The organism is Pseudomonas sp. GW822-FHT03F04 (assembly GCF_058801405.1).
Genome location: NZ_JBXANF010000004.1, coordinates 273,214 through 297,922 on the forward strand (window position 1 = coordinate 273,214; position 24,709 = coordinate 297,922).

Consider the following 24,709-nt stretch of genomic DNA (forward strand, 5'->3'; position numbering starts at 1 on the left):
AGCGTGCCGATCCCACAGGTTTTTTGTCGTGCTTGAAGGTCAGCGCAGGGTTTTGAGAATGGCCTGCAACTGGTTGCGCCCGGCCTCGCTCAACGGGAACACCGGCAAGCGTGGATCGCCGACTTCCAGCCCGGTATCACGCAGACCGGCCTTGATCGTCGCCGGCAAACCGCCCTTGAGGATGAAATCCAGCAGCGGCAACTGGCGGTAGAACAGTTCCCGCGCCTTGCCCAGATCCCCCGCCAGTGTGGCCTCGTACAAATCCAGATTGAGTTGCGGAATCAGGTTCGGTGCTGCCGTGCACCAGCCCTTGGCCCCGGCCGCAAAGGCTTCCAGCGCCAGTGGATTGCAGCCGTTGTAGAACGGCACCTGGCCTTCGCCGAGCAGTTGCAGCTTGTGCATGCGCTGGATGTCGCCGGTGCTCTCCTTGACCATGGTCACGTTTTCCACGCCGTTGACGATGCGCAGGATCAGCTCTACCGACATGTCGGTGCCGCTGGTGGCCGGGTTGTTGTAGAGCATGATCGGCACGCCGATGCTGTCGCCGATGGCGCGGTAATGGGCGAGGATTTCCGCCTCGGTCAGCTTCCAGTAGGACGCCGGCAGCACCATCACCACGTCGGCGCCGTGGGCTTCGGCAAAACGTGCGCGACGCACGGCTTTGGCGGTGGTCAGGTCGGACACGCTGACCACGGTCGGCACGCGTTTGGCCACGTGCTTGATGCTGAATTCGGCGACCTGGTCCCACTCCGCATCGCTCAGGTAGGCGCCTTCGCCGGTGCTGCCCAGCGGCGCGATGGCGTGGACGCCGCCGTCGATCAGCCGATCGATCGAACGACCGAGGGCCGGCAGATCAAGACCTTCGCCATTGGCGCCGAACGGGGTGATGGTGTAGCCGATGATGCCGTGAATGTTGGACATGAGAGTGCTCCGCAAGGATGAGTTGTTCAGTTCAGGCAATCGGCGTGCTGACGCAGGTTCTGCCGGGCGTAGTAGTTGAATGCAGCGGCGTGGCGTTTGGGTTTCGACACCCAGTCATGGGCCTCGCGACCCAGCTCGGGAATGATCGGTTTGATCGTCCCGGCGGCCATCGCCAGCAATTGCAGTTTGGCGGCGCGCTCGATCAGTTGCGCGATGACACAGGCTTCCTCGATGGTCGTGCCGGTGGACAGCTGACCGTGGTGGGAAAGCAGGATCGCCCGTTTATCGCCCAACGCCCCGGCAATCAATTCGCCTTCTTCGTTACCGACCGGCACGCCCGGCCAGCCCTCAAGGAACGCGCAATCGTCGTACAACGGACACAGGTCCATGTGGGAAATCTGCAACGGTACTTCCAGCATCGACAGCGCGGCAATGTGCGTCGGGTGGGTGTGGATGATGCAGTTCACGTCCGGCCGTGCGCGGTACACCCAGCTGTGGAAACGGTTGGCCGGGTTGGCCATGCCGTGGCCTTCGAGCACTTCCAGGTCTTCGTTGACCAGCAGCAGATTGCTCGCGGTGATTTCGTCGAAGCCCAGCCCCAGTTGCTGAGTGTAGTAAGTGCCCGGCTGCGGACCACGGGCAGTAATCTGCCCGGCGAGGCCCGAGTCGTGGCCGTTCTCGAAGAGGATCCGGCAGGTCAGGGCCAGCTTTTGCCGGTCCGTCCACGTATTATCCGCCAGGCTTTTTTGCATCTGGGTCAGCGCTTGCTTGACCAGTTCGTCTTTGGGTAGTGCTAATGTCTTCGCCATATCCGTGTCCTGTGGTGGTTGCCATGGATGACACTTAAGAGGCTATATGACACTTTGTGTCATTGGCAAGGACAAATCGTCTTTCCTTTGCTGGATTAATCGCTTCGCATGTCTATCCGTTTGAAATTATTGAGAAAAAAACTTGGCGTAACCCTTGAGGCACTGGCCGAGAAATCCGGCATGACCAAGAGTTACCTGTCGAAAGTCGAACGCGGGTTGAACACGCCGTCGATTGCCGCCGCGTTGAAACTGGCGAAAGCGCTGAACGTGAAAGTCGAGGAATTGTTCTCCGAAGACAACGTCAGCCTCGACAGCTACAGCCTGGTGCGCAGCCACGAGCGCCAGTCGCTGGCGGCCAACGATCACAGCCCGGGTTATGCGGTGCTGGCCCATCAGGTCAGCGAGCGCAGTCTGCTGCCGTTCATCATTTACCCGCCGAGCGAGTTCACCGACAAGACCTTCAAGGAACACTTGGGCGAGGAGTTCCTGTTCGTCCACGAAGGCCGGGTCGAAGTGGACTTCGTGAACGAACGGGTGCTGCTGGAGCGGGGCGACGCGCTGCACTTCAATGCGCAGAAACCCCATCGCATCCGCTCAGTGGGCGAGGTGCAGGCGCAGTTGCTGGTGGTGGTGCACAGCAGCGAGGAGTGATCAGTCCTCGACTGGCACCGACAGCTTTGGATTCCCCAGCGCATGGCTCTTCGAATCAAAGAACCGCAACTCGGCGCCTGTGCTTTCGAACACTTTTGCGTAGTGGCGCTTCTGGTGTTGGATGAACGCCGCGCTGCGCGGATAGATCGAAATCGCCACGGTCTTCGGTCTGGCCAGACGCAGGGCGCGGACGATGTGATCGTCCTGCTCGCCCAGGGCATGGCCGAAGATGCACAGACTGTTGCCGTGCGCGAGTAGCTGGTCGTAGCAGAACGACAGGTAATCGGAACTGCGGATGGTTTTGAGCTTGTCCGCGCTCGGCCCTTCGTTGACGAACAGCGGCACATCATCAAGCGTCTTGATCGTGTTGTTGATCGCAAAGCTGCCGAGCAGCGTGCCCTCGGTGGCAGTCATTTTGCGGGCGCTGCCGTTCAGGTTGCGCACCAGATGCAGACCGCCGTGCAGGTACAGCAGGCGCGGTTTTTCAGTGTGGCTTTCGCACAGGTCAAAGCTCGCGTCGGGACCGTTGAACAGGTCGTCGATGGCCTCGCCCTGATGTTGCAGGGCCCAGTAGTTGAGCAGGTCGTAATTGGTGGTGAACACCGTGCGGTAACTCGCCAGTTCGCGGTTCAGAATGCTCAGGGTCGAGGCGTCGACCAGTCGCCACGGAATGTGCAAATCGTGGACGGCGTTGATCAGCGCTTCCTTGATCGCGTAGTAGCGGTTGCGCGGCGCGGCCGAGCTGACGGCCAGTGCCTTGTTGACCCGGCTGGTGGTTTTCAGGGCGCCAAGTACCTGTTCGAAACTGCGCGTCTGCATCGCGTCGAACACGCTCAGTTCCGACGGGCTCAGGGGTTTTTCTTCCACCGTGCGGGCGCTTTCGAACAGCGAGTCGTAGCCGAAATCGTCCCACACCGCGCGGCTGGCGCCGTTGCCCACCAGCAAACCGCTGAAGTCGGTGGTGGCGCGCAACGCGTTCCAGTCTTCGAGTGTGGCGTCGACATCCAGAAAATCGGTCATTGCAGGGCACGTCTCAAAACTAAGGGGCAGATGGGCGGCGACTTTATCACGAGCGGGCATTGAGCCAGATCAACATCCGCCGTGACCGATCGGTCGATCCTGTATGCATCCGCCGAATCGCAGGAGTCGATTCGGCCCCTGTCAGGAGACGCACCATGAGCAGCACCTTTTTCATTCCCGCGGTCAACATCATGGGCAGCGGCTGCCTCGACGAAGCCATGAATGCCATCCGCAACTACGGTTTTCGCAAGGCGCTGATTGTCACCGACGCCGGGTTGGCCAAGGCTGGCGTGGCAACAATGATCGCCGAGAAACTGGCGATGCAGGACATCGATTCGGTGATCTTCGACGGCGCCAAGCCGAATCCGAGCATCGCCAATGTCGAGGCCGGGCTGGCGCTGCTCAAGGACAGCCGCTGCGATTTTGTCGTGTCACTCGGCGGCGGCTCGCCCCACGACTGCGCCAAGGGCATCGCCCTGTGCGCGACCAACGGCGGGCAGATCCGTGACTACGAAGGCGTCGATCAATCGACCAAGCCGCAATTGCCGCTGATCGCCATCAACACCACCGCCGGCACGGCCAGCGAGATGACCCGTTTCTGCATCATCACCGATGAAACCCGCCATGTGAAAATGGCCATTGTCGACCGTAACGTCACGCCGCTGCTGTCGGTCAACGACCCGGCGCTGATGGTCGCCATGCCGAAAAGCCTGACCGCCGCCACCGGCATGGACGCGTTGACCCATGCGATCGAAGCCTATGTGTCCACCGCCGCCAACCCGATCACCGACGCCTGCGCGTTGAAGGCGATGACCCTGATCAGCAACAACCTGCGCCTGGCGGTTCGCGACGGCAGCGACCTCGCCGCACGGGAAAACATGGCGTATGCGCAGTTCCTCGCCGGCATGGCGTTCAACAATGCATCGCTTGGCTTCGTGCATGCGATGGCGCACCAGTTGGGCGGTTTCTACGATTTGCCTCACGGGGTGTGCAACGCGGTGCTGTTGCCGCATGTGCAGACATTCAACGCGCTGGTCTGCGCCGACCGCCTCACTGACGTGGCCCACGCTATGGGTGCCGATATTCGCGGCTTCAGCCCGGAGGAGGGCGCGCAAGCCGCGATTGCCGCAATCCGTTGCCTGGCCAAGGACGTCGACATCCCCGGTGGCCTGCGTGATCTCGGCGCCAAATGCACCGACATTCCGGTACTTGCCGCCAATGCCCTGAAAGACGCCTGCGGTTTGACCAACCCTCGGGCGGCGGATCAACGGCAGATCGAAGAGATTTTCCGCAGCGCGTTTTAAGCGGGCTGGCGACCGGGCGCGAACCTCGTGCAGAGCACCGCGCCCAACGCCAGAGCACAACACAACAGCGACAGCGGCCACGCTTGTGGACTGGCGAACAGGCTGGCCACAGCGCCGATCAGTGCGGCCATCAACTGGTGGATGAAACCGCTCAGGGCCATCGCGTAGGCGCCGGCAATCGGTGCTCCATCGTTGGCCCGTGACAGGCTGATCGGGTAGTTCAGCGACTGGCCGAACACGGCGACGCAGTAAGGCAGCCAAAGCAACCAGGCCATCGAACTGGCCAACAGGCTGCCAGCCAGCATCACCCCACTGCCGGCCAGCACCAACCCCACCCCCAATGCCATCAACCAGTGCTGACCGGTGCGCAGGACGAATCGGTTGACCGCCAGCGCACCCAGAAAATACGCCGCGCTGATCGGCCAGCCCAACAGTCCGTATTCGGTCGTCGACCAATTGAACGGGCCTTGCAGAATCAACGGCGCGGCGCTGTTGAACGCGATGATCACGCCATAACCCAGACCTCCCGCGAGCGCCGGCAGAAGAAACGCTCGATGGACCAGAATCATTCGATAGACCGCCCAGGGCGAAGCGGTTGTAGGCGCTTCGACAAGTTCTGGAAAATTCAGGCGCGAGACAATCGCCGCCATCAACAGACTGACCGCACCCAGCAGATAAAAGATCGCCTGCCAGCCCAGCGTCACCTGAATGAGCGAGCCGGCGTATTGCCCGATCCCGAGCGCGACAACGAACGAAATCGAAATCCACGACAGCGCTTTCGCCAGCAGATCACCCCGGAAACTGTCTCGAATCAACACCCGCGCCATCACCGAAATGCCGCTGGCGCCAATCCCCTGAAGCAGTCGCATCAGCAGGAACGACTCCAGTGTCGAGCCCAGCGGCAGCGCCAGATTCGCCAGCCCATAAATCCCCAGCGCCGCCAACAGCACCGGTTTACGGCCGATGCGCTGCGCCAGACTGCCCCAGAGCAGCATCGGCAGCGCCATGCCGATCAGGTACAGCGACAAGCCCCAGGCCACCTGCGGTGCATCGACCTGCAAGTGCCCGGCGATCTGTGGCAACGCCGGCAGGTAAATGCTCATGCCCAGTTGGGCGAGAAACACGGTGGAGCAGGTGATGAGCAGGATGAGGCTGGGGTTCATGAGTCGTCCGTGAAGGTTCAGCGGTCGCGATGGCCGCCGTGAGTCAGTAACAGTTCGATGATCAGATCACAGAAATGGTGGATCAATGGGGTTTCCATGTCGGCACGCAGAGTAACGCGGATCGCGGCTTTACCTTGAGCCACCACCGGGAAAAATACCGCGCTGGTGAAAAAACCGTGTTCGGCCAGTTCAATGGCGATTCGAGTGGCCAGGCCGGCCTCGCCGCAGTTGATCAGGCGGATGGCCATGGGGCTGCCGTGTTGTTCGGTGCTCAGCAGGCTGTCGAACAGGCGAATATTGGCCTGGAGCCGAATCTGCAATGCACGCAGCTCTGCACTGCGATGCAGTTGGATCGACGCCAGACCCGCACCAATGGCAGCGCAATTGAGGCTTTGCGACCAGTTGCTCGGACCGCCGTAACGCTGGATCAATTTTTTCTGGCGCTGATTGCCGAGCATCACCAGACCGCCGCTGGCGCCGAACGATTTGGCCAGCGAGGCGACGATCAGGCAATCCTCTTCCAGCGCCGGCATTCTTGGCCGCACAAGACCGGCACCGTTGCTGCCGACCGCCGACAGCGCGTGGGAATCGTCCAGGTACAGGAGCAGGCCATAGCGTTCCTTCAGATACAACAGACCGTCCAGATTGGCGACACCACCCATGCTGTAGGCACCGTCGGCGATGTAGGCGACGGTGGTGTGGCGCTGGCACACCGATTCGAGAAAATCCATGTCGTTGTGGGGCGATGTCAGCACTTGAGTTTCATCGGCGCAGCTGGCTTTCAGGTGATGCATCGAATAGTGGGCCAGGCGATCGAACACCATCACCGGCGGGCGGTTTTGCGTGAACACGCCACTGGCCAGCAGCGGCAGGATGCCGGCGCTCGCAGCGCTGCAGGACAGACTGCTCAGACACACCGCGCCAAACAATTGCGACAGCTCGCTTTCGTATTGATCGAGCAGCGCCAGCTTGCAGCGGTTTTTCGAGTTGGCAACGCGCAGTGTGCCGGTTTCCCGCAGGGCCGATATGGCACCTTCAAGCAGGGCCGGGTGATGGTCGAGGCCCAGATAGGACGTGGTGCAGAAGTGATGGAATTGACGTCCGTGTTGATCGAGCAAGTGGTTGCAGCCTTTGACCTCGACATTGAGAGCCGCGATTTTTCCGGCTTCGGCAGCCTCCCAGTCGTGGTCTGCCAGCGCGATGACTTTGCGATAGTTGGAGAAGGTGTTGAGGGAATCCGTCAGATGATTCAAAGGCAGCTCTCCTTGAGCATGGCAATCCATGGGGTGTTTCAATTTGTGTGTGTTGCCAGACTTTACAGAGAGCTTTGCAGGGTCAGAATCGGCTGTATCCGATAGTGCTGAGGGCTGTTGGAGTTTTGCTTGTAGGGCGAAGGCTTGCCGGGTTGTGAGGTGAGGAAACGCCCGACAACCCTTGTAGTGAAGGGCTTACCTTTGCCCTGTTATCCAACGGCTGCGGCGCTCTTTTCCAGCGCCGGGGAATACTGGATCAGCACCACGCCCGCCATCAACAGCACCGCGCCGAATACCCGAGACAATGTGAGTTGCTTCTCCAGCAGCCCGAACAACCCGAAGTGGTCCAGCACCATCGACGCCAGCACTTGTCCGGCCAACGCGAGCGCGACAAACCCCGATGCCCCGAGTTTCGGCACCAACACCACCGCCAATGCCACAAAACACACCCCGAACGCGCCACCGGCCCACATCCACAGCGGCGCCTTACCGATGAACGCCAGAGATGGCAATGGCAATCGCAGCGCGACGATCACCGGCAACAACACCAGAACGCTGACCAGCAATGACGCCAATGTCGCCCACAACGGATGGCCCAGGCCCCGGGCCAGATTAGTGTTGATTGCACTTTGAAAGGGCACTACTGCCCCGGCCAGTGCCGCCAGCAGCAACAGACCGGCCCACTGCAACGTACTCATGATCGTTCTCCAGCAAGGTTTTTCTGGACTCTAGGGTATTCGTCGCGCAGATTTAAATTCTGTTTTGTCATCAGGAACATGCATCAGATGAATGATCTGCGGCGCATCGATCTCAACCTGCTGGTGATCCTCGACGCCTTGCTCAGTGAGCAACATGTGACCCGCGCTGCCGAGCGTCTGCACTTGAGCCAACCGGCGGTCAGCCATGCGTTGGCCCGACTGCGTGACTTGCTCGGTGATCCATTGCTGGTGCGGGCCGGTTCGGGGCTGGTGCCCACCGCTCGGGCACTTGAATTGGAAGCGCCGCTGGCCGAGGCCCTGGCCCAGGTGCAATCGCTGCTGGCGCCGAACACCTTCGACCCGGCCAGCGCGCGCCGGACCTTTCGGCTTGCGATGTCGGATTACGGCGCGGCGATCATCTTGCCTGGCTTGATTCGTACATTGCGCACAGAAGCGCCGGGCATCGATCTGCAAATCAGCCACGCCAGCCGTGAAGGCATGGTTGAAGGTTTGCTCAACGGCGACATTGACCTCGCTGCCGGTGTGCTCCCGGAACTCCCCGGTGAATTGCGCAGTACGCCGCTGTTCGAGGAGCGCTACGTCTGCCTGCTGGACCGCCAGAGCCTTCCCGCCGGAGGTGTTCTCGACCTGCCAACCTACCTCTCCCGTCCGCATGTCCTGTTGGAAATGCGCGGCAGCGGCACCCCGGAAATCGAACGCACCCTGACCGCCCTGCGCGAACGCCGCCGCGTCGCTATCAGCCTGCCGCACTGGAGCGTTGCGCCGCAGTTCATCAGCGGCACGGATCTGATCCTGACCGTGGCCTCTCGGGCGTTGAACGATATTGATGAAGAGGCGCTGATCGTTGTGCCACCACCGTTCGAGATCGCACCGTTCACCTTTGTCTCGGCGTGGCACAAGCGGCGGGGTGGGGATCAGGCGTTGAACTGGTTGAATCGGCGGATCGGGGAGGGGATAGTGCGCGGCTGAAAAACATCAAGGAGCGGGGCGTGACAGTGAAGTCTGGGGTTATTGGGTGTATGGCGCTTTGCGGCTCGTTGATGGCGGGGCAGGTGTTGGCTGATTGTGTGCCTGCGCCGGTGGCCGGTGATTTGGATTTCTCCGTGTGCAAAGAGTGGCCGGCGTATCCGGGGTTGACTATTGGCGCCAAGGCTCTGTTCAAGCGCAAACCTACGCCGGGTGATGTCGACTCGAACGGCATCTATGACTTCGACTTGTCAGTTTTTCAGGACGGCAAAACAGATCCACTTGCTACATATCACCAAGCCGCTGCGTTTGAGCAAAATGGTGTGGCGGTGTATGAGCTGACTCTTGATACTGCCCGTTACAAGCTCACTTCCGACCTTCGAGCGTTTGGTGTCCGAGTACGGCTTTCAAACGGATCTCGTCTTTCTCCGGTGGATGAAACTCAACTCTCGCTCTATGTGAGAGAGGGCGAAAAATTACGCCCGGTCCTGCGTCAGTTGGTTGTTTATGAGTATGGCGGCGAATGGGATGGCAATTGCGATAGCCAGCGCTTTGAGATTTCGAGGACAGTCGAAATTGCTAAAACCAGCTCTCATGGTTATGTGGATTTGATCGTCAAAACCCAGCAAACAAATACGACTAGTGTGGGGGAGGGGGATGCCTGCGAAGATAAAATCAGTGTCGGCAGTCCGGTTTTGACAACCCTTCACTACGACGGAAAATCATACGTCTTGCCTAAAGGTTTCCAGGCGATCGAGTGATACAGATCCAACGCGACTCTTATCAAGGAAGAACAATGCTCACCCCAACCCGACTTTTCATCGCCCTCGGTTTTCTGGCCATCACCACTCAGGCCCACGCCGCCTGTGAGGTAAAGAAATTCGACGGTCACTCCCTGTCACGCTGCAAAGTGTGGCCGGCCTTCCCGGACAAGGCGATCTCGGCGAAGTCCACGTTCGTGTCCGACTCCGAAGGTGACCACGACGGTGTGTTCGACCTGGAGCTGTCGCTCCTCAACGCTTCCGACGCCAAACCGCTGGCGACTTACGTAAAGCCTGGCGCCTACAATTCCGACGCGATCAGCTTCAATGACTTGAAGATCGATACCGCTCGATACCGTCTGGCGTCGGACGTTCGCGCCTTTGGCCTGCGTTCGGATTTCGCCGACCATCTCTCAAGAGCCAATCCCTACGCGAAAACCGATCTGGCGCTGTATGTACGTGAAGGCAGCAAGTTGCGGCCGGTGCTGGAAGGTCTGGTCATTCGCAAGGAGTTTGGCGAGGGTAGCGGTGAGTGCGACACCAAGGACACGAAAATCCTCAGAAGCGTGGAAATCGGCTCGTCCAGCCATAACGGTTTTGCTGATCTGATCGTTTCCTCAAGTGGTGTGGTGTACACATCGACCCAGTCAGGCAAAGAGTGCGTTTCCAAAACCACTAACCTGAAGAACACCCAAATCACCCTGACCTACGATGGCAAGCAATACCTCGTCCCCGAAGACCTCCGAGGTTACTGACCGATGCTCACCGGCCTCAACCACCTGACCCTCGCCGTCAGCGACCTGGATCGCAGCCTCGCGTTCTACCGCGACGTGCTGCATCTGCGGGTTGAGGCCACGTGGGACGCCGGTGCCTACCTGTTGCTCCCGGGCCTGTGGTTGTGCCTGTCGCTCGACGCGCAACGCAAATCCGAACCCGCCGCCGACTACACCCATTACGCCTTCAGCCTCGACGCCGCGGACTTTCCACGGTTCGTGCAAAAGCTTCGCGCCGCGAACGTGCAGGAATGGCGCGACAACCGCAGCGAAGGTGCGTCGTTCTACTTCCTCGATCCGGACGGCCACAAGCTCGAAGCGCATGTTGGCGATCTGGCCTCGCGACTGGCCGCGTGTCGGCAAAAGCCCTACGCAGGCATGCGTTTTTTCAACGAATCGTGAATATTCACAAACCGCTGGGATAGACTGGCGGCCACGTTTTCCGGCACTTGCAGGTTTTCCATGACTCCATCGTTGCTTATGGCCGTGCTGGCCTCGGGTTTCATCTACGGCATCACGCCGGGGCCGGGTGTGCTGGCGGTGTTTGGCATTGGTGCTGCGCGGGGCCGGCGGGCCGGGGCGGGGTTCCTGTGCGGGCATTTGCTGGGCGATGTGATCTGGTGCAGCACGGCGTTGATCGCGATTGTCGGCGCCCGGGAAATCGGCAGTACCGCGTTCGATGTGCTCGGCGTACTCAGCGGCCTGTACCTGTTCTGGCTCGGCTGGCGCGCGGTGCGGGCCAAACGCAGCAACGGTGAGCAACCCCAGGGCGCGGCGCGTCAGCCGTTCTGGCACGGCATCCTGTTCGGGCTGACCAACCCCAAGGCCTACCCGGTGGCGGTGGCGACGTTCACCGCGCTGCTGTCGAGCCGCGCCGAACTGCTCAACTGGTCGATGCTGCCGATGCTGATCGCTTTGAGCTTCCTCGGTGGATTGCTCGCCTACGCTATTCTCATTGGCATTGTCGGCGCCCGACAGGTGCGTACGCTGTATCAGCGCCATGAACTGGCCATCACCCGGTTGTGCGGGGTAATGTTTATCGGTTTCGCCATCAACGCCCTGGTGCATGCGCTACCGGGGCTGATGCCGAACAAGACTTGAATGTGATCGCTGGGATGCGAGGTCGAGGTCAGGGACGGTTGATCAGTGCTGCATTGCCCGGACACCCACGCTGAACCATGGAAAGTCGAAATTCTGCACCGTTGGCGAGTTATATCGATCTGTTGCTGGACGCCGTGTGCGCAGTCGACAAGCAGGGTCGTTTCGTTTTTGTCAGCGCAGCCTGCGAGCGGATTCTCGGCTACACGCCTGACGAACTGATCGGTCAGTCGATGATCGACTACGTCTATCCCGCCGACCGTGAACGCACCCTGTCCGCCGCCAGCGACATCATGGGCGGCGAGCCCAAGCACAATTTTGAAAACCGCTATGTGCGCAAGGACGGCAGCGTCGTGCACATTCTGTGGTCGGCGCGCTGGTCTGAAGTCGATCAACTGCGCATTGCCGTGGCTCGGGACATCACCGAGCGCAAACTCGCCGAATCCCGTCAGGCGGCGTTGTATGCGATCTCCGAAGCGGCGCATGCGGCGGAGGATCTGCTGGCGCTGTTCAAGCGCATCCACATGATTATTGGCGAGTGGCTGCCGGCGCTGAATTTCTCCGTGGCGCTGTACGACGAACACTGCGCACAGCTGAATTTCCCCTATCACGTCGACGATGACGAGTTGCAACCGGAGCAGCCCGGCACCGTGACCGGTCGGCTGTGCGCCGAAGTGATCCGCAGCGGCCAGCCGATCCTGCTGACCCCGGATTGCCCGCACGCACCGCCAGGTTTCGAAGCGTTGGTGGCGGGGCAGCAATCGCCATGCTGGCTCGGCGTGCCGCTGAACTCGAAGAACGGCACCATCGGCGCGTTGATCGTCAAAAGCCTGGCCGGCGGCGAGCGCTACACCGAGCGCGACAAGGAACTGCTGCAATACGTCTGCGCCCAGGTCGCCACGGCCATCGAACGCCAGCAATTGCACGCCCGTCTGCGGCGCATGGCGCAATACGATCAGTTGACCCAGTTGCCCAACCGCGAATTGCTGCGTGATCGGCTCAAGGCTGCGCTTGCGGGGGCGCGGGAGCAGTCGGGGTTCATGGCGCTGCTGTATGTCGATCTGGATCGCTTCAAACAGGTCAACGACACCTTCGGCCACGCCGTTGGCGACATGCTGCTGCAAACCGTGGCCAACCGCCTCAAGGGCTGCGTACGCGACACCGACACCGTGGCGCGCATTGGTGGCGATGAATTCGTGGTGCTGCTGCACAGCGTTCACGCCGCCGAAGATGCCGACAGCGTGGCGGAAAAAATCCGACAGATTCTGGTGCAACCGATGCGTCTGGACGGGCACAACCTGGACATCGAACCGAGCATCGGCGTCGCCCGTTATCCCGAGCACGGCAGCGAAGAACAGCAACTGTTCCGCCACGCCGACCAGGCCATGTATGCCGCCAAACGGCAGAATCACCGGGCACGGGATATCTGACTGATATCACCCGTTCGTCGCGGCAACGGCAACTTTTCTAAACCTTTGGCGGCTGGCGAATTCTCAATCCAGGCGGGCACCTGCTCGCCACGATCAACACCAAGAGGAAGAGAATCATGCCTAACTCAAGAAACTCGAACTCGGGAAACTTCGCCAACGATCGAACCAAGGCGTCTGAAGCCGGTCGCAAAGGTGGGAAAACCACCACCACGACGGTCGACAAAGAGCCAAAAACCGACATGGGCCGCAAGCCCGCTCAGAAATCGAAGTAGTCGGCGAAGGTTGTTTTGATTGAGAGGCGGGGGCGCAAGCTCCCGCTTGAATTTCGAGAGAAGGAGGGCGCGACCATGAACCGGATGGCCACCCGAGTACGCAACTTCAGTTTTGTTACCCTGCTGGGGCTGTGCGCCGGCAGTGCTTTCGCCCAGTCGCCCGCCGACTTCATCAACGAAGCTTCGGCCAAAGGCATGGCAGACATCGAGGTCAGTCGTCTGGCGCACCAGAAGTCCGAGTCCAAAGAGGTCAAGGACTACACCATCGTGGTCATCAACGACCGCACCACCGCCAATCAGCATTTGGCAAAAATCGCCAAGAAGCTGGATCTGCCGGTCGCCCCCCGTGAAGAGGTCGCCGACAAGGCCAGGGCATTGATGCCGGAGGTGAAGGACGGCGCAACCTTCGATCAGGCCTACGCCGCCAGTCAGGTCAAAGCCACGGAAGAGGCGATCGAACAGATTCAGCAGGAAGCCCAGACCACCGACGTGCCGGAGATCAAGGCGTTTGCCGACGAGACCCTGCCGAAACTACAAAATCACCTGCAGATGGCCCGGGCTCTACAGGCTAGCCGCTGATATCGGGTTAAACAAAAACGGCGCTCAGGCGCCGTTTTTTCTGCTCAGCATTCATTCAAGTCCTGCTTCGGTTTGCTCTTGTGACCGAGCCCCTCCAATTCAAACACTTCGTTTTCCCCCAGCGACCGATAGTGCCTGCGCAACGCTTCCAGTTGCTTGAGGTCCAGCGACTCCAGCCCGAGCATCGCGTTCTGCGCCTCCTTGTTCACCCGCAGCAACTCATCGAGTTTCAAATGCAGGATGTCGGTGTCGCGGTTCTGGGTGTTCTGGATCAGAAACACCATCAGAAACGTGATGATCGTGGTCGAGGTATTGATGATCAGCTGCCAGGTGTCATTGAAATGAAAAAACGGCCCGCTCAACCCCCACAACCCAATCAGAATCAAAGCCCCCATGAACGTCTTGGGGCTGCCGGCCCAGAGTGCCAGCGTTTGCGAAACCTTTGCGAATTTCATGGCTGTGTTCCTTGTAGGGGAGCGCTTGAAATTCAGACATCGGGGCGGGTGTGAAAATTCTACGGACAACTCTTGGTTGCCTCACGACAGTCGGCTACTACGACTGATAAAAAACCGGCCCAAGTGGCCGGTTTTTTACGACTAGTTCGTCACCTCTATGTTTGCAGCCCACCTGAAATACCCCACGGCCTCACATTGCTGATTGACCAGCATGAAGTTCATTTCGAGTCTGGCCATGCCCGATGCCTTGGTCGTGCACGCCCAGAAATGATCGTGGGCCTTCTGGCTAACGGGTTCGGTTGGAGCGCTGGGGTTGGGAGCGGGAATGGTGAGGTCCGGGTGAACTTCCAGGTGAAGCCCTGAAAGGACGTTGCTGGTATCGATTGTCATGTCGTAGACCACAACGCTGTATTCGGCGATGAGGCTGACGGTTCTCCCGCGCAAATGAACAATACGACCAATGTCGATAGGCAAGGTTATATTGCTGTCATTTCTGGCTTTTTTTTGAGAGCTGTCATCTGTAGCGAAAAAGATGAACCCATCGCTGATGCTCGTCGGTGAACTGGCATCCAGACTGGGGGCCGGATAGCGCGAGCGTATTGATTCGGCATCGACGATCAACAGAATGTTGTGCGCATTCTCGATGAGGGAAGACGGTGAGGGGATCGGTTCGGAGGTCATCATGGATTCCTTTCATGATGTTGGCGCAAGACGCCAACCGCTTCGGCCGGCCGTGCATCCTGGTATGGCCGAGGCGGTAGCGAATCCGTCGGGCCCCTTGTCGCCAAGGAGCCCGAGGCAACGTCAGTTGTGAATGGAAATGAACGGATCCCACGAGCAGCAGCCGATGATCTGGCAGTTGCGGTCAACGATCAGGAAGTGGAAGTGATAGGTCACACGACCGCACGAAAGGGTTTCCGACGACCAGTAGTGGTTATCGACTTTCTGGCAGCTGGGCACCGATGGATTGCTGGTGTTTGGCACCGCAACACAGGCCGTAGCCTTGCGCGGCGAGGGTGGGGAGATCAGGTCGGCGCCCTGGTTGCCGATGAATTTGTAGAAGATCACGGCGGTTTCGAAGCTTTGCGACAGGCTGGTTTCACGCCAGCGAATCAAATCGCCGACCTGTGCCTTCAGGTCCAGTTCACCACCGGCCTGGCCGCTGACCACGTTGTCCTGGTTGGTGACCATGTACACATGATGCCAGTCGATCAGCGTCGGGTTCTTCGGGTCTTTGCTGATGCCGGGATACTTTTTCAGAATAGTTTCGGTGTCGATAGTGACCAGCACATCCGTGACTCGAGACATGGTAAAGCTCCTTGTTCATAGTGATTGCCTGATGTTTTTTTCAGGCACGACAACGTTGCTTGCCATTCGGCCGTTGCGAGCACACTACTGCCGGAACCCATCGGTCACGAGAGATGAGCGGACCTGCTCCCTGCAGGACAACTGATAGATCGGGTTCCTTCCGATTGCCGCAAATTGACTATAGGCAGGTATTTTAGGCTGTCAAAATTGCGCTTAATCAGTTCGACGGACGGTCAACTGAGTGATAAGTCCCAGCGATTTGGCGATAAGCATCGAAACGCCGGACATGGTTTGCAATCTGTCGGTCTGGAGCTGAGTGCTGCCCAGCCTGTATCGTAACGAACCGCTGGAATGCCCCGACAGGAGAACGCAATGACCTGGTCCGCCAAGCAATACGTCGCTTTTGAAGATGAACGCACCCGCCCGGCCCGCGACTTGCTGGCGGCGATTCCCACGCCCGAGGCGCGCTCTGTGGTTGATATCGGTTGTGGCCCCGGCAACTCGACCGAGCTTCTGGTGGAGCGTTTTCCGGGGGCGAAAGTGCAGGGGCTCGACAGTTCGCCGGACATGATCGACGCCGCGCGCAAACGTCTGCCGCAGTTGCGGTTCGAGGTGACGGACATTGATAAATGGGCCGATGAAGGGCCATTCGATGTGATCTTCGCCAACGCGGTGTTGCAGTGGGTGCCGGATCACGGGACGCTGCTGCCAGCGTTGGCGGGCAAGCTGGCGCAGGGTGGCAGTCTGGCGATCCAGATGCCGGACAACCTCAACGAGCCGTCTCATCGGTTGATGCGCGAAGTGGCCGCCAACGGGCCGTGGGCCAGCAAGCTGGCGGGCGCGGCGGGGCAACGGACCGAAATGGCGGATGCCAGTGCCTATTTCTCGATGCTGCGCCCGCATTGCGCGCGGGTCGATGTGTGGCGCACCACGTATCACCATCAATTGGCGGGCGGGGCTTCAGGCGTCGTTGAATGGTTCAAGGGCAGCGGTTTGATTCCCTTCCTCAGTCCGCTGACGGAAACGGAGCGGGCGGAGTATCTGGCGCAATATCTGGTGGAGGTTGCCAAGGCTTATCCGGCGTTGGCGGATGGTTCGGTGTTGTTGCCGTTCCCTCGGTTGTTCATTGTCGCCACACGTTGATACGAAAAAGGGCCGAGTTGATCGGCCCTTTTTTTTCGGTCAGCGCTGTACGGCGACCAGCATCATCATCGGCCGCTCGCGCTCTTCGGCGAGAGCCGGTTGCGCGGCCACTTCAGCATCGCTCGGGCCCCATTCATTGACGTGTTGAATGGTGAACCCGGCGCCGATCAACGCGTTGAGCAGCGTCCCGACCGTACGATGTTGCTTGATCACCCCGTCGGCCAGCCAGTTCGTCACTCGCTCGCCTTCCATCTGATAACTGTCCAGCGGCCAACGCTTGTTGCCCTCGCTGTCGATCAGCCAGCTTGGATTGTGCGGCGCCATGAAGATCGGATGCTCGATGGAAAACACAAAATGTGCACCCGGTTTAAGCGCCGCATGCAGTTTGGCGAACAGCCCCGAAAGATCCTTGATGTAGTGCAGCGCCAGTGAGCTGTAGGCCAGATCGAAAGTGCATGTAGGCAAGTCGAGGTGTTCCAGGTCGGCACGCTCGTAGCGGATGTTCGCGGCTGAGGTGGTTTCCTTCGCCCGTTCGAGCATTTTCTCCGAGACATCCAGCCCCAGCACGTCGGCTGCGCCTTGTTCACTGGCCCAGCGGCAGAACCAACCGTAGCCGCAGCCAAGATCCACCACCTGTAAACCGTGCAGGGAAGGCAGTAAGGCTTTCAGCACCGGCCATTCCGGCGCGGCATCGAGGCCGCCGATGGAGCGGTTCATCTGGCTGTAGCCCTGGAAGAACTCGGGGTTGTCGTAGATGTTCTGGGTCATGGGTTTGGTGCTCTTTCGGATTTTATTTGGGAGGCTTGGGGGCCACGGTTTTGAATCCCTCGAAAGGTGATGGCGCGTATTCGTCGATGGCCGCGCAGGGGGAGGGTGGTGGGCGATGGGGAAATGCTAGCGGGTCGTGGTGAGCGTGAGAACTGAGGGAGTGTTGGGGATCTGTAATCGCGGTTTTTCGTAGAAGCAAGAAACCGGTCATCAAGACCGGCTTTCAGTATTCAGATCAACTCTGCTGCAACACCTTGAGCGCCGCCGAAGCCAAGAACCCGGAGCGGCTTTTTTCCTCCGGATGGTGCAACACGTACTCATCGATACGGTTGAGCAAATATCCCGGCAATGTGATGTTGAGTTTCTGAGCTTTGCCCAGGTATTTGGTCACATCGATATCCACCACCGCCCATGTGCAGCCAGCGTATTTTGGATTGGCGGCATGCAGCGTGACCTTGTTGGCGGGCGGGATCGGTGAACCGTCTTCGGCCAGAATCTCGAAGTGGCCTTCGATGGCTTCTCGGGCCATGGCCATTGCGTCGTCCAGATCATCTCCAGCGGAGAAGCAGCCCGGAATATCCGGCACCTCCACTCCCCAGGCATGTCCTTCATCACCCATTGAAATCGCGATCGGGTAAAGCATATGTGTTGTCCTCCTGGACGCTGCTGACCGAGCGAGTCAAAGCAACGCCTGCTGCAAAATACTGATGGCCGTTTTCTTGAGCAGATCTTTCTTCGGGTGAGGCACCGTAACCAGACCAGGTTTGGTCGGATGCTTGAAGTGATGATGACTACCCTTGATCCGCACCAGATACCAACCGTCTGCGACGAGTTGGCCAATTAGAAAACGGCTATTCACAACACCTCCTTGTGGTGTGCTTGGTGGGTACTATACCCACGATTTTTTCTCGATCAACGCTATAACCACCGAGCGGTCATCATCCTTTGATGAGTGTTTCGGGTAGTGGGAAGTCTAGGAACGGATATTGCGGAAGGTCAGAGAGTGTATTGCTGGCTGTTGCGCTACCAAATCCCAGACACAAAAAAACCGGCCATCAAGGCCGGTTTTTTCTGTTTCCGAATCCCCCGTCAAACCACGACGCAGGACTTAAATTCGATTGGAGCGGGTGAAGGGAATCGAACCCTCGTTATCAGCTTGGGAAGCTGGAGTAATGCCATTATACGACACCCGCTCAGAGCGGCTGACTTTGTACCAGACTCGGCCACGGATTTGAAGTTTTCTTTGCGTGTGGCGAGCGGAAAAGCCTGAATCAGAGCCAGATCGGTCAATCGCGGGCAAGCGCTACGGGCTGGAGGACGGCTGAATCTCAGCCTCGCAGGCTTGCTCGCGACGACACTGTTTCAAATGGCCAATGCATGGTGATCCTGGACTAACGGGTAACGCGTTCGGCTGGCCTGTTGCGCCGGTTTCAGGAAACCGAGCAGGGCGTTCTGGCTGTCACGGCAGGCCGACTTGTGTTCCATGTCGAGGAAGTGACCAGTGGCTTGCAGGGTGGTGAAGGTGCTTTGCGCCACATGGTTGCCGAACAGGCGCGCATCTTCGGCAGCAGTGTATTCGTCCCATTCGCCGTTCATGAACAGCACCGGTACGTTGATTTTCTTCGCCGCGTTCAAATAGCACTGGCGATCACTGTGCAGCACGTTGCTGATGTGAAAGTGCATCTGCCCGTATTCGTGCTCGGCGAGGCTGCTGACGTGGCGATAGTTGAAGCGCTTGAACAGCGACGGCAGGTGTTTGCCGATGGTGTTGTTGACCAGATGGCCAACCCGGTCGCCGTCGCGTTTGCCGAGGCATTCGACGCCGCGCTCAAGGTAATCGAGCATGTGCGCGTTGACCACCGGAGAGAACGAGCTGATCACGGCTTTTTCGATGCGCCGGGGTTGGTGCGCAAGGGCGACCATGGTCGCGGCGCCGCCCCAGGAAAACGACAGCACGTGTTCGGCTGCGAAGTGGTCGATCAGCTCCAGCAGGATCAGACCTTCGACTTCTTTCGTCAGATGTTTCTCGTGGCGGTTGTGGACTTTCGACTTGCCCGCGTAGGGCTGGTCGTAGCAGACCACGTTGAATTGCGGGTGCAGATTTTTCACGGTTTGTGCAAACGACGCAGTCGTGGCCATCGAGCCGTTGACCAGGATGATGGTCTTTTCTGCGGCGTCTGCGCGATAGAACTCCGTGTAAACCCGATACTGACCCTGTATATCCAGCACAGCGATTTCTGGCCTCATGTCATAAGACTCCTGGCAAGCAAGCGGGTATGCGCGCAAATAGAGATTGCACGAGCTTTGTGACAGGTAGGCATACGCCTGGAATTTTGGAGCCCATGTCGATCCGTTACGGCAGGTCGACGGGTATTGTTATTGGCGGGCAGTCTGTCGGCTGAGGCGGAGCCTTGAGGCTCTCTACCGACAAAAAGTTTCTTAGAAGTTATGTGTGACTCGTCGGTCACAATTTGGCCGACGTCCTGATTCAAGCAGGGGGATCCGGATCGCGCAAGTGCCGTTGGTAAATTGTTCGACAACTTCTGCTGAGCGGTCGGCTGCTTAGAACAAATGAATCTCTTCGGTGCGCAAGGCGCGGTACTCGCCCGGTTTTAGCGCGTGATCCAGCGGCAGCGGGCCCATGGATTCGCGGTGCAGGCGCAGCACTTTGTTGTTGAAGTGGCCGAACATGCGCTTCACCTGGTGGTAGCGTCCCTCGACGATGCTCAGTCGCGCCGTTCGCGGGCCGAGCAGCTCCAACTGCGCCGGTTGGGTGGTCAGGTCCTCGAAGGCGAAGTAGATCCCCTCGGCGAACTTGATCGCATATTCCGGGCCGATGTCCTGTTCGGTCTCGACGTAATAGACCTTCGGCAGTTTGGTCTGCGGCTGGGTCAGGCGCCGGGACCAGGTGCCGTCGTTGGTGATCAGCATCAGGCCGGTGGTGTTGAAGTCCAGGCGACCGGCGATGTGCAGGTCGTCCTTGTCCGGCTCGTGGATCAGGTCGAGGACGGTCGGGTGCTCGGGATCGCGTGTGGCGCTGACGCAGCCCTGCGGTTTGTACAACATGAAATAGCGCGCCGGTTTGCCGCTTTGCAGCACTTCGTCGTCGACTTCGACGCGGCTGAATTCCAGGACTTCGCTGTGAGGGTCGCTGACGACTTTTCCGTCGATGCGCACGCGCTTTTCCACCAGCAACAGGCGAACCTGCTTGCGGTTGTAGCGGGGCAGGTTACTGAGGAAACGGTCGACGCGCATGATCAGGAATCGGCAGGTAGCGGGGCGCGCATCTTACGGGATCGACGGCTTGGCCGCTTGCAGTTGCGCCTCGACCTGGGCGCAGCGCGGGCACAGACAGGATTGGTCGCGCAGTTCCGGCGGCAGGGCTTCGAGCAATGCCGGGTCGATGCTCACGCCGTAGCACCAGCAGGCACGGTCGGCGGTGCGCGGGTCGGCCAGAGTGCAGTCGTTGCGGGCGCCGCAGGCCGGGCAGAGGTCAGGTTTGTTCATGTTGTCAGGCATAGGTCGATTGGTGCATTTCCACGCAGGTGCGGTTGCGGCCGGTCTGTTTGGCCCGGTACATCGCATGATCGGCCCGGGACAGCAGGCTGTGCAAGGTGTCATCCCGTTGCAGGGTGGTGGCGCCGATGCTGACCGTCAGATTCAGGGTGTGACCGTTGTAGGCATAGTCCTGCTGTTCGACGTGTTGGCGGATCTTCTCGGCAATCTTCTGACCGGTCTCGCCGTCGGTGTCCTTCAGCAGAACGATAAACTCCTCACCGCCCCAACGGCAGACGATGTCGGAATGGCGCAGGCAGCTTTGCAGGTCCCGGGCAAAACCGATCAGCACCTGATCGCCGGCCATGTGCCCGTAGGTGTCGTTCAACACCTTGAAGTGATCGAGATCCAGCAGCAACGCCGTCAATGGTTTCGGCTCACGGTGAGCTTCGTGCAGAGCTTGCACGGCGAGCAGGTCGAAGCCGCGCCGGTTGGGCAGTTCGGTCAGGCTGTCGAGGGTGGCCTGGGCCTGGATCTTTTCCTGATAGCGCCGGATCAACCGGTTGACCAGGGCCAGCACGATCAGCGTCACCAGCAGGCAGATCAGCAGATTGAGGTACAGCGACTGGCGGATTTCGCTGAGCGCGCCGTCTTCGCGTTTATCGACGAACAGGTACCAGTTCAGCTCCGGAATGAACCGCACGTTGAGGAAATGTCCCTGACCGTGGGCGGAATATTCGTAGCTGCCGCTGTGAGGTTTGGGCAACTGGGCGACCAGGCTTTTCATGCTGTCGAGGTCCGTCAGGCTTTTCCCGACCCGCGCACCTTCCGGCCCGCCCTCGGCGCCGGTCAGTACCAGCCGGCCGAAGGTGTCGACGAAGTAAACGCTGCGTTGATAGCGCTGCTGGTACTTGTCGATCAGCTTGATGACCGCATCCACGGTCAGCCCCACGCCGGCGGCGCCGATGAAGCGATCGTTGTAGTCGTAGACCTTGTAGTTGATGAAGAAGGTCATGTTGTCTTTGTTGGCCAGGTCCGGGTCGACGTTGATCTCGTACGGATCCTTCATGTCGCGCACACGGAAGTACCAGGCGTCGCGCGGCTCGTCGATTTTCACCTGCTTGAGCACACCCTTGGCGTGGTAGTAGGTGTGGCTGCTGTTGGAGACGAAGAACGCCGTGTAGGCGCCGTAATGGGTCATGACCTCGTCGAGATAGCGGGTCATCTGGTCGCTGTCTTTCTCGCCGTTCACCACCCAGTCGCGCATGAAGGTGTCGCGGGACATCATCGAGGAAATCAGGATCGGTCTGACGAGGTCTTTCTGGATTTCCGAATACACCGTGTCGGACGTCAGCGGCAGTTCGGTGTTGACGATGTTGTCGCGGATCGACGCCCGCGAGGCGTAGTAGCTGAGCAGCGAGGTGGCGAGGAAGCCTGCGCCGAGGAGGGCGACCAGCGTCAGTACCAGCGAACGTTGGGAGTAAAACGCAGATCTGAGCGGCATTGGCAATTCCGTCGACGGTGGCCCGATGGCAGCATTCTAGTGGCAGTGACGGGGAAAAGGTTGCGGCATATTGGTCTGAAATGAGCCGCCTGTTGCGCCGCTGATCCGAAGGGCGCTGGAAGTTGGCACTCGGTAGCGGTTTGCCAGTCAAAACTCTTGTCAGCCGGTCTGTGCCGACTGCTGTCGCAGGTCTTTCAGGAGGCCGTCATGCGTATTTCAAAATGGCTGCGTCGGGTGCTGCTGGGAGCAGTGCTCGGTCTTGGGCTGTCCGGTTGTTACTACTACGGTGGCGGCTACGATGTTTACTCCCCGCCTTACTACTACCCCGGTTACTACTCGCCCTATTACTACGGTGGCTATTACGGCCCGCGCTACTACGGTGGCGGCCGCTATTACTACGGCGGCTATGGGTATCGTGGGGGTTACGGGCGGGGTTATCACGGTGGTGGATACCATGGCGGCCACCACTAATCAGCGGCTGAATGACGGCGTTTGCCGATGAACAAGATTTCATGAATCACTTGTATCAAGTTGTTACTGAAACGCACCAGATTCGGAAAACGCTGTCAGATATTTCGTCAGTCGCCGAATGAAAGACTGACGCCTGCCAGCGTCGCTGGTGTGGCTACCCGCGGTCCAGGAGGCCGCCATGTATCGCCGAATTCTTCTGCTTGCCGTGATGCTTTTTTCGATTGGCGGTTGCGTCCCTTATTCCTATGGAGATGGCTACTACACCTCAGAGGTCTACACCTCCCAGTCTCCTTCGTACTACAACAGCGGTGGCACTTATTACAGCGGCGGCAGCACCTACTATTCGGCCCCGCGTTACTACCAGCCAGCGCCACGCTATTACCAACCGGCTCCACGTTATTACTCGGCGCCTCGTTACTACCAACCGGCCCCGCGCTACTACGAGAGCCGCCGCTGGCATGGCGATGATCGCGGACGCTGGGATGGCCACCGTCGCGGTGGTTGGGACGACCACCGGGGTCGTGGCGACTATGACCGCCATAGCGGACGCGGCGACCACTGGCGCGGTAACCGCTGGTAACTACCCGCAAAAAAGCGGCGCATTGAGCGCCGCTTTTTTGTGCCCGGATTTCAGTAACTGGAGAGATCCGCCAACGGATGCCGCCCCTCCCAGACCTTGTGAAAGTGCGCCTCGACCACCGCATCCGGCACCCGTGTGATGTCCGGCCAATGCCAGTGCGGTTTGTGATCCTTGTCGATCAAACGCGACCGAACCCCTTCGCTGAACTCCGGATGCCGGCAGCAATTGAGGCTAAGGGTGTATTCCATCTGAAAGACTTCGGCCAGTGACAAGTGGCGGGCGCGGACAATCTGCTCCCAGACCAGATGTGCGGTCAGCGGCGAGCCTTCGCTCATGGTTTTCGCCGCCCGGGCAATCAAAAGATCGTTGCTGTCCCGTTGCAGGCTGATGGCTTTCCAAGCGCAGGTCACGTCGCTGACATCCAGCAGTTCATCGATCTGCCGACGGCGCGGCAACCACTGCGCTTCCGGCATCTGCGCCACCGCTTCCTGCTGCAACGCCTTGAGCAGGCTGTTGAGTTGCATGGCGGTCTGTTCCTGCCAGTTCAGTTGCAGCAGGCCATCGATCAGTTTCTGCTGCTGTTCGTCGAGCAGGAAGCGGTCGGCCAGATCCAGATCGATCGCATCGCGACCGTTCATGTGTGCGCCGGTCAAGCCGAGGAACAAACCGAGCTTGCCCGGCAGGCGTGACAGAAACCAGCTGGCGCCGACATCCGGGTACAGGCCGATGCTGATCTCCGGCATGGCCAGACGACTGCTCGGCGTGACGATCCGGATGCTCGCGCCTTGCAGCAGACCCATGCCGCCGCCCAGCACATAACCATGGCCCCAGCAGATCAACGGTTTCGGGTAGGTGTGCAGGCTGTAGTCCAGCCGGTATTCAGCGTTGAAAAACTGTGCGGCCAGCGGCGGCACTTCGCCGGGGTGTGCGCGACAGGCCTCCACCAGGCTGCGCACCTCGCCACCGGCACAGAAGGCCTTGGCGCCATTGCCGCGCAGCAGCACGCAGACGATTTGCGGATCCTTGGCCCAGGCGTTCAGTTTGTCGCTCAGGGCATGGATCATCGGCAGGGACAGCGCATTGAGCGACTTTTCGGCATCCAGACTGGCCACGCCGATGCGCGCGCCGTCGGTGCCGGTGAGTTCTTCGAAGTGCAGATTCATCGTGACCTCGATCGGGAATTTGAACGATCAGTATGATCGCTGTGTGGGAAAGTGCCGGATCTGCGTCAGATCAATTGACAAGCGTGGTCGGCTTTCCTAGGGT

30 protein-coding genes and 1 tRNA gene are annotated in these 24,709 nt (G+C 59.5%); 13 read left to right on the forward strand and 18 right to left on the reverse strand.

Annotated elements, in window-relative coordinates; genetic code table 11:
• Nucleotides 1-39: 39 nt before the first annotated feature.
• Nucleotides 40-921: a dihydrodipicolinate synthase family protein gene (locus AC1RMX_RS10900; protein WP_096819449.1), complete on the reverse strand. Its 882-nt coding sequence runs from the start codon at nucleotides 919-921 to the stop codon at nucleotides 40-42.
• A 26-nt stretch (nucleotides 922-947) separates the two neighbouring features.
• On the reverse strand, nucleotides 948-1,730 hold the full coding sequence (locus AC1RMX_RS10905) for an aldolase (RefSeq protein WP_007957912.1): 783 nt from the start codon (nucleotides 1,728-1,730) through the stop codon (nucleotides 948-950).
• Nucleotides 1,731-1,838: 108 nt separating this feature from the next.
• On the opposite strand from AC1RMX_RS10905, the gene AC1RMX_RS10910 reads away from it, so the two are divergent.
• Nucleotides 1,839-2,381: a helix-turn-helix domain-containing protein gene (locus AC1RMX_RS10910; RefSeq protein WP_085747256.1), complete on the forward strand. Its 543-nt coding sequence runs from the start codon at nucleotides 1,839-1,841 to the stop codon at nucleotides 2,379-2,381.
• Here the strand turns inward: AC1RMX_RS10910 and AC1RMX_RS10915 are convergent, their stop codons facing one another.
• Nucleotides 2,382-3,401 (reverse strand): DUF4917 family protein, encoded by a 1,020-nt coding sequence (locus AC1RMX_RS10915; protein ID WP_493071824.1) that lies wholly within the window; start codon nucleotides 3,399-3,401, stop codon nucleotides 2,382-2,384.
• Between the two features lie 155 nt (nucleotides 3,402-3,556).
• Here AC1RMX_RS10915 and yiaY point away from each other — a divergent pair, with 155 nt between their 5' ends.
• Nucleotides 3,557-4,705, forward strand: a complete 1,149-nt coding sequence (gene yiaY, locus AC1RMX_RS10920) for an L-threonine dehydrogenase (protein WP_096819447.1) — start codon at nucleotides 3,557-3,559, stop codon at nucleotides 4,703-4,705.
• Here yiaY and AC1RMX_RS10925 read toward each other — a convergent pair.
• The 3 genes from AC1RMX_RS10925 to AC1RMX_RS10935 all read right to left on the reverse strand — a co-directional run bounded on the left by AC1RMX_RS10925 (nucleotide 4,702) and on the right by AC1RMX_RS10935 (nucleotide 7,819).
• Entirely contained in the window at nucleotides 4,702-5,868 is a 1,167-nt protein-coding gene (locus tag AC1RMX_RS10925; protein WP_493071825.1) for an MFS transporter, read from the reverse strand. The two genes, yiaY and AC1RMX_RS10925, sit on opposite strands and share 4 nt — an antisense overlap.
• Nucleotides 5,869-5,885: 17 nt before the next feature.
• The gene (locus AC1RMX_RS10930; protein ID WP_493071826.1) at nucleotides 5,886-7,121 is read right to left on the reverse strand and encodes an aminotransferase class I/II-fold pyridoxal phosphate-dependent enzyme; all 1,236 of its coding nucleotides are present in this window, start codon (nucleotides 7,119-7,121) and stop codon (nucleotides 5,886-5,888) included.
• A gap of 209 nt (nucleotides 7,122-7,330) precedes the next feature.
• Nucleotides 7,331-7,819, reverse strand: a complete 489-nt coding sequence (locus AC1RMX_RS10935) for a DMT family transporter (protein WP_493071828.1) — start codon at nucleotides 7,817-7,819, stop codon at nucleotides 7,331-7,333.
• 78 nt (nucleotides 7,820-7,897) lie between these two features.
• On the opposite strand from AC1RMX_RS10935, the gene AC1RMX_RS10940 reads away from it, so the two are divergent.
• The 8 genes from AC1RMX_RS10940 (at nucleotide 7,898) to AC1RMX_RS10975 (ending at nucleotide 13,719) form a co-directional block, all read left to right on the forward strand.
• Nucleotides 7,898-8,809, forward strand: a complete 912-nt coding sequence (locus tag AC1RMX_RS10940; RefSeq protein ID WP_493071830.1) for a LysR family transcriptional regulator — start codon at nucleotides 7,898-7,900, stop codon at nucleotides 8,807-8,809.
• Between the two features lie 20 nt (nucleotides 8,810-8,829).
• Nucleotides 8,830-9,567: a PA3715 family protein gene (locus AC1RMX_RS10945; protein WP_493071832.1), complete on the forward strand. Its 738-nt coding sequence runs from the start codon at nucleotides 8,830-8,832 to the stop codon at nucleotides 9,565-9,567.
• 35 nt (nucleotides 9,568-9,602) lie between these two features.
• Nucleotides 9,603-10,322 (forward strand): PA3715 family protein, encoded by a 720-nt coding sequence (locus tag AC1RMX_RS10950; RefSeq protein WP_096819441.1) that lies wholly within the window; start codon nucleotides 9,603-9,605, stop codon nucleotides 10,320-10,322.
• Between the two features lie 3 nt (nucleotides 10,323-10,325).
• Entirely contained in the window at nucleotides 10,326-10,742 is a 417-nt protein-coding gene (gene fos / locus AC1RMX_RS10955) for a fosfomycin resistance glutathione transferase (RefSeq protein WP_096819440.1), read from the forward strand.
• A 60-nt stretch (nucleotides 10,743-10,802) separates the two neighbouring features.
• Nucleotides 10,803-11,441 carry a LysE family translocator gene (locus AC1RMX_RS10960; protein ID WP_493071835.1) on the forward strand — a complete coding sequence of 213 codons (639 nt, stop codon included), beginning with the start codon at nucleotides 10,803-10,805 and terminating at the stop codon, nucleotides 11,439-11,441.
• Nucleotides 11,442-11,518: 77 nt separating this feature from the next.
• Nucleotides 11,519-12,868, forward strand: coding sequence for a sensor domain-containing protein (locus tag AC1RMX_RS10965; RefSeq protein WP_493071837.1), 1,350 nt, complete (start codon nucleotides 11,519-11,521; stop codon nucleotides 12,866-12,868).
• A 116-nt stretch (nucleotides 12,869-12,984) separates the two neighbouring features.
• Nucleotides 12,985-13,140: a KGG domain-containing protein gene (locus AC1RMX_RS10970; protein WP_077045875.1), complete on the forward strand. Its 156-nt coding sequence runs from the start codon at nucleotides 12,985-12,987 to the stop codon at nucleotides 13,138-13,140.
• A gap of 75 nt (nucleotides 13,141-13,215) precedes the next feature.
• On the forward strand, nucleotides 13,216-13,719 hold the full coding sequence (locus AC1RMX_RS10975; RefSeq protein WP_493071839.1) for a DUF4142 domain-containing protein: 504 nt from the start codon (nucleotides 13,216-13,218) through the stop codon (nucleotides 13,717-13,719).
• Between the two features lie 44 nt (nucleotides 13,720-13,763).
• On the opposite strand, the gene AC1RMX_RS10980 is transcribed toward AC1RMX_RS10975, so the two are convergent.
• The 3 genes from AC1RMX_RS10980 to AC1RMX_RS10990 all read right to left on the reverse strand — a co-directional run bounded on the left by AC1RMX_RS10980 (nucleotide 13,764) and on the right by AC1RMX_RS10990 (nucleotide 15,482).
• Nucleotides 13,764-14,174 carry a low affinity iron permease family protein gene (locus AC1RMX_RS10980; protein WP_493071841.1) on the reverse strand — a complete coding sequence of 137 codons (411 nt, stop codon included), beginning with the start codon at nucleotides 14,172-14,174 and terminating at the stop codon, nucleotides 13,764-13,766.
• A 141-nt stretch (nucleotides 14,175-14,315) separates the two neighbouring features.
• The gene (locus tag AC1RMX_RS10985) at nucleotides 14,316-14,855 is read right to left on the reverse strand and encodes an AidA/PixA family protein (protein ID WP_493072056.1); all 540 of its coding nucleotides are present in this window, start codon (nucleotides 14,853-14,855) and stop codon (nucleotides 14,316-14,318) included.
• A gap of 123 nt (nucleotides 14,856-14,978) precedes the next feature.
• Nucleotides 14,979-15,482 carry an inclusion body family protein gene (locus AC1RMX_RS10990; protein WP_007957947.1) on the reverse strand — a complete coding sequence of 168 codons (504 nt, stop codon included), beginning with the start codon at nucleotides 15,480-15,482 and terminating at the stop codon, nucleotides 14,979-14,981.
• A gap of 372 nt (nucleotides 15,483-15,854) precedes the next feature.
• On the opposite strand from AC1RMX_RS10990, the gene tam reads away from it, so the two are divergent.
• On the forward strand, nucleotides 15,855-16,625 hold the full coding sequence (gene tam, locus AC1RMX_RS10995; RefSeq protein ID WP_493071843.1) for a trans-aconitate 2-methyltransferase: 771 nt from the start codon (nucleotides 15,855-15,857) through the stop codon (nucleotides 16,623-16,625).
• 39 nt (nucleotides 16,626-16,664) lie between these two features.
• Here the strand turns inward: tam and AC1RMX_RS11000 are convergent, their stop codons facing one another.
• The 8 genes from AC1RMX_RS11000 to AC1RMX_RS11035 all read right to left on the reverse strand — a co-directional run bounded on the left by AC1RMX_RS11000 (nucleotide 16,665) and on the right by AC1RMX_RS11035 (nucleotide 22,392).
• Nucleotides 16,665-17,393, reverse strand: coding sequence for a class I SAM-dependent methyltransferase (locus AC1RMX_RS11000; protein WP_493071845.1), 729 nt, complete (start codon nucleotides 17,391-17,393; stop codon nucleotides 16,665-16,667).
• A gap of 235 nt (nucleotides 17,394-17,628) precedes the next feature.
• Entirely contained in the window at nucleotides 17,629-18,036 is a 408-nt protein-coding gene (locus AC1RMX_RS11005) for a type II toxin-antitoxin system HicB family antitoxin (RefSeq protein WP_493065433.1), read from the reverse strand.
• Nucleotides 18,037-18,072: 36 nt separating this feature from the next.
• Complete coding sequence (locus AC1RMX_RS11010) at nucleotides 18,073-18,252, reverse strand: type II toxin-antitoxin system HicA family toxin (RefSeq protein ID WP_095049193.1); 180 nt, start codon at nucleotides 18,250-18,252, stop codon at nucleotides 18,073-18,075.
• Between the two features lie 260 nt (nucleotides 18,253-18,512).
• Nucleotides 18,513-18,586, reverse strand: a tRNA-Gly gene (locus AC1RMX_RS11015).
• Nucleotides 18,587-18,755: 169 nt separating this feature from the next.
• The gene (locus AC1RMX_RS11020; RefSeq protein WP_192560012.1) at nucleotides 18,756-19,640 is read right to left on the reverse strand and encodes an alpha/beta fold hydrolase; all 885 of its coding nucleotides are present in this window, start codon (nucleotides 19,638-19,640) and stop codon (nucleotides 18,756-18,758) included.
• 315 nt (nucleotides 19,641-19,955) lie between these two features.
• Nucleotides 19,956-20,648 carry a pseudouridine synthase gene (locus tag AC1RMX_RS11025; protein ID WP_096819430.1) on the reverse strand — a complete coding sequence of 231 codons (693 nt, stop codon included), beginning with the start codon at nucleotides 20,646-20,648 and terminating at the stop codon, nucleotides 19,956-19,958.
• Between the two features lie 33 nt (nucleotides 20,649-20,681).
• Nucleotides 20,682-20,900 (reverse strand): cysteine-rich CWC family protein, encoded by a 219-nt coding sequence (locus AC1RMX_RS11030; protein WP_493071847.1) that lies wholly within the window; start codon nucleotides 20,898-20,900, stop codon nucleotides 20,682-20,684.
• 4 nt (nucleotides 20,901-20,904) lie between these two features.
• Nucleotides 20,905-22,392, reverse strand: coding sequence for a sensor domain-containing diguanylate cyclase (locus AC1RMX_RS11035; protein ID WP_096819429.1), 1,488 nt, complete (start codon nucleotides 22,390-22,392; stop codon nucleotides 20,905-20,907).
• A gap of 207 nt (nucleotides 22,393-22,599) precedes the next feature.
• Between AC1RMX_RS11035 and AC1RMX_RS11040 the strand changes: the two genes are divergently transcribed.
• The gene (locus AC1RMX_RS11040) at nucleotides 22,600-22,863 is read left to right on the forward strand and encodes a hypothetical protein (protein WP_096819428.1); all 264 of its coding nucleotides are present in this window, start codon (nucleotides 22,600-22,602) and stop codon (nucleotides 22,861-22,863) included.
• Nucleotides 22,864-23,041: 178 nt separating this feature from the next.
• Entirely contained in the window at nucleotides 23,042-23,443 is a 402-nt protein-coding gene (locus AC1RMX_RS11045) for a hypothetical protein (protein WP_096819427.1), read from the forward strand.
• A 50-nt stretch (nucleotides 23,444-23,493) separates the two neighbouring features.
• Here the strand turns inward: AC1RMX_RS11045 and dspII are convergent, their stop codons facing one another.
• The gene (gene dspII, locus AC1RMX_RS11050; RefSeq protein ID WP_493071851.1) at nucleotides 23,494-24,606 is read right to left on the reverse strand and encodes an enoyl-CoA hydratase/isomerase DspII; all 1,113 of its coding nucleotides are present in this window, start codon (nucleotides 24,604-24,606) and stop codon (nucleotides 23,494-23,496) included.
• Nucleotides 24,607-24,709 lie beyond the last annotated feature (103 nt).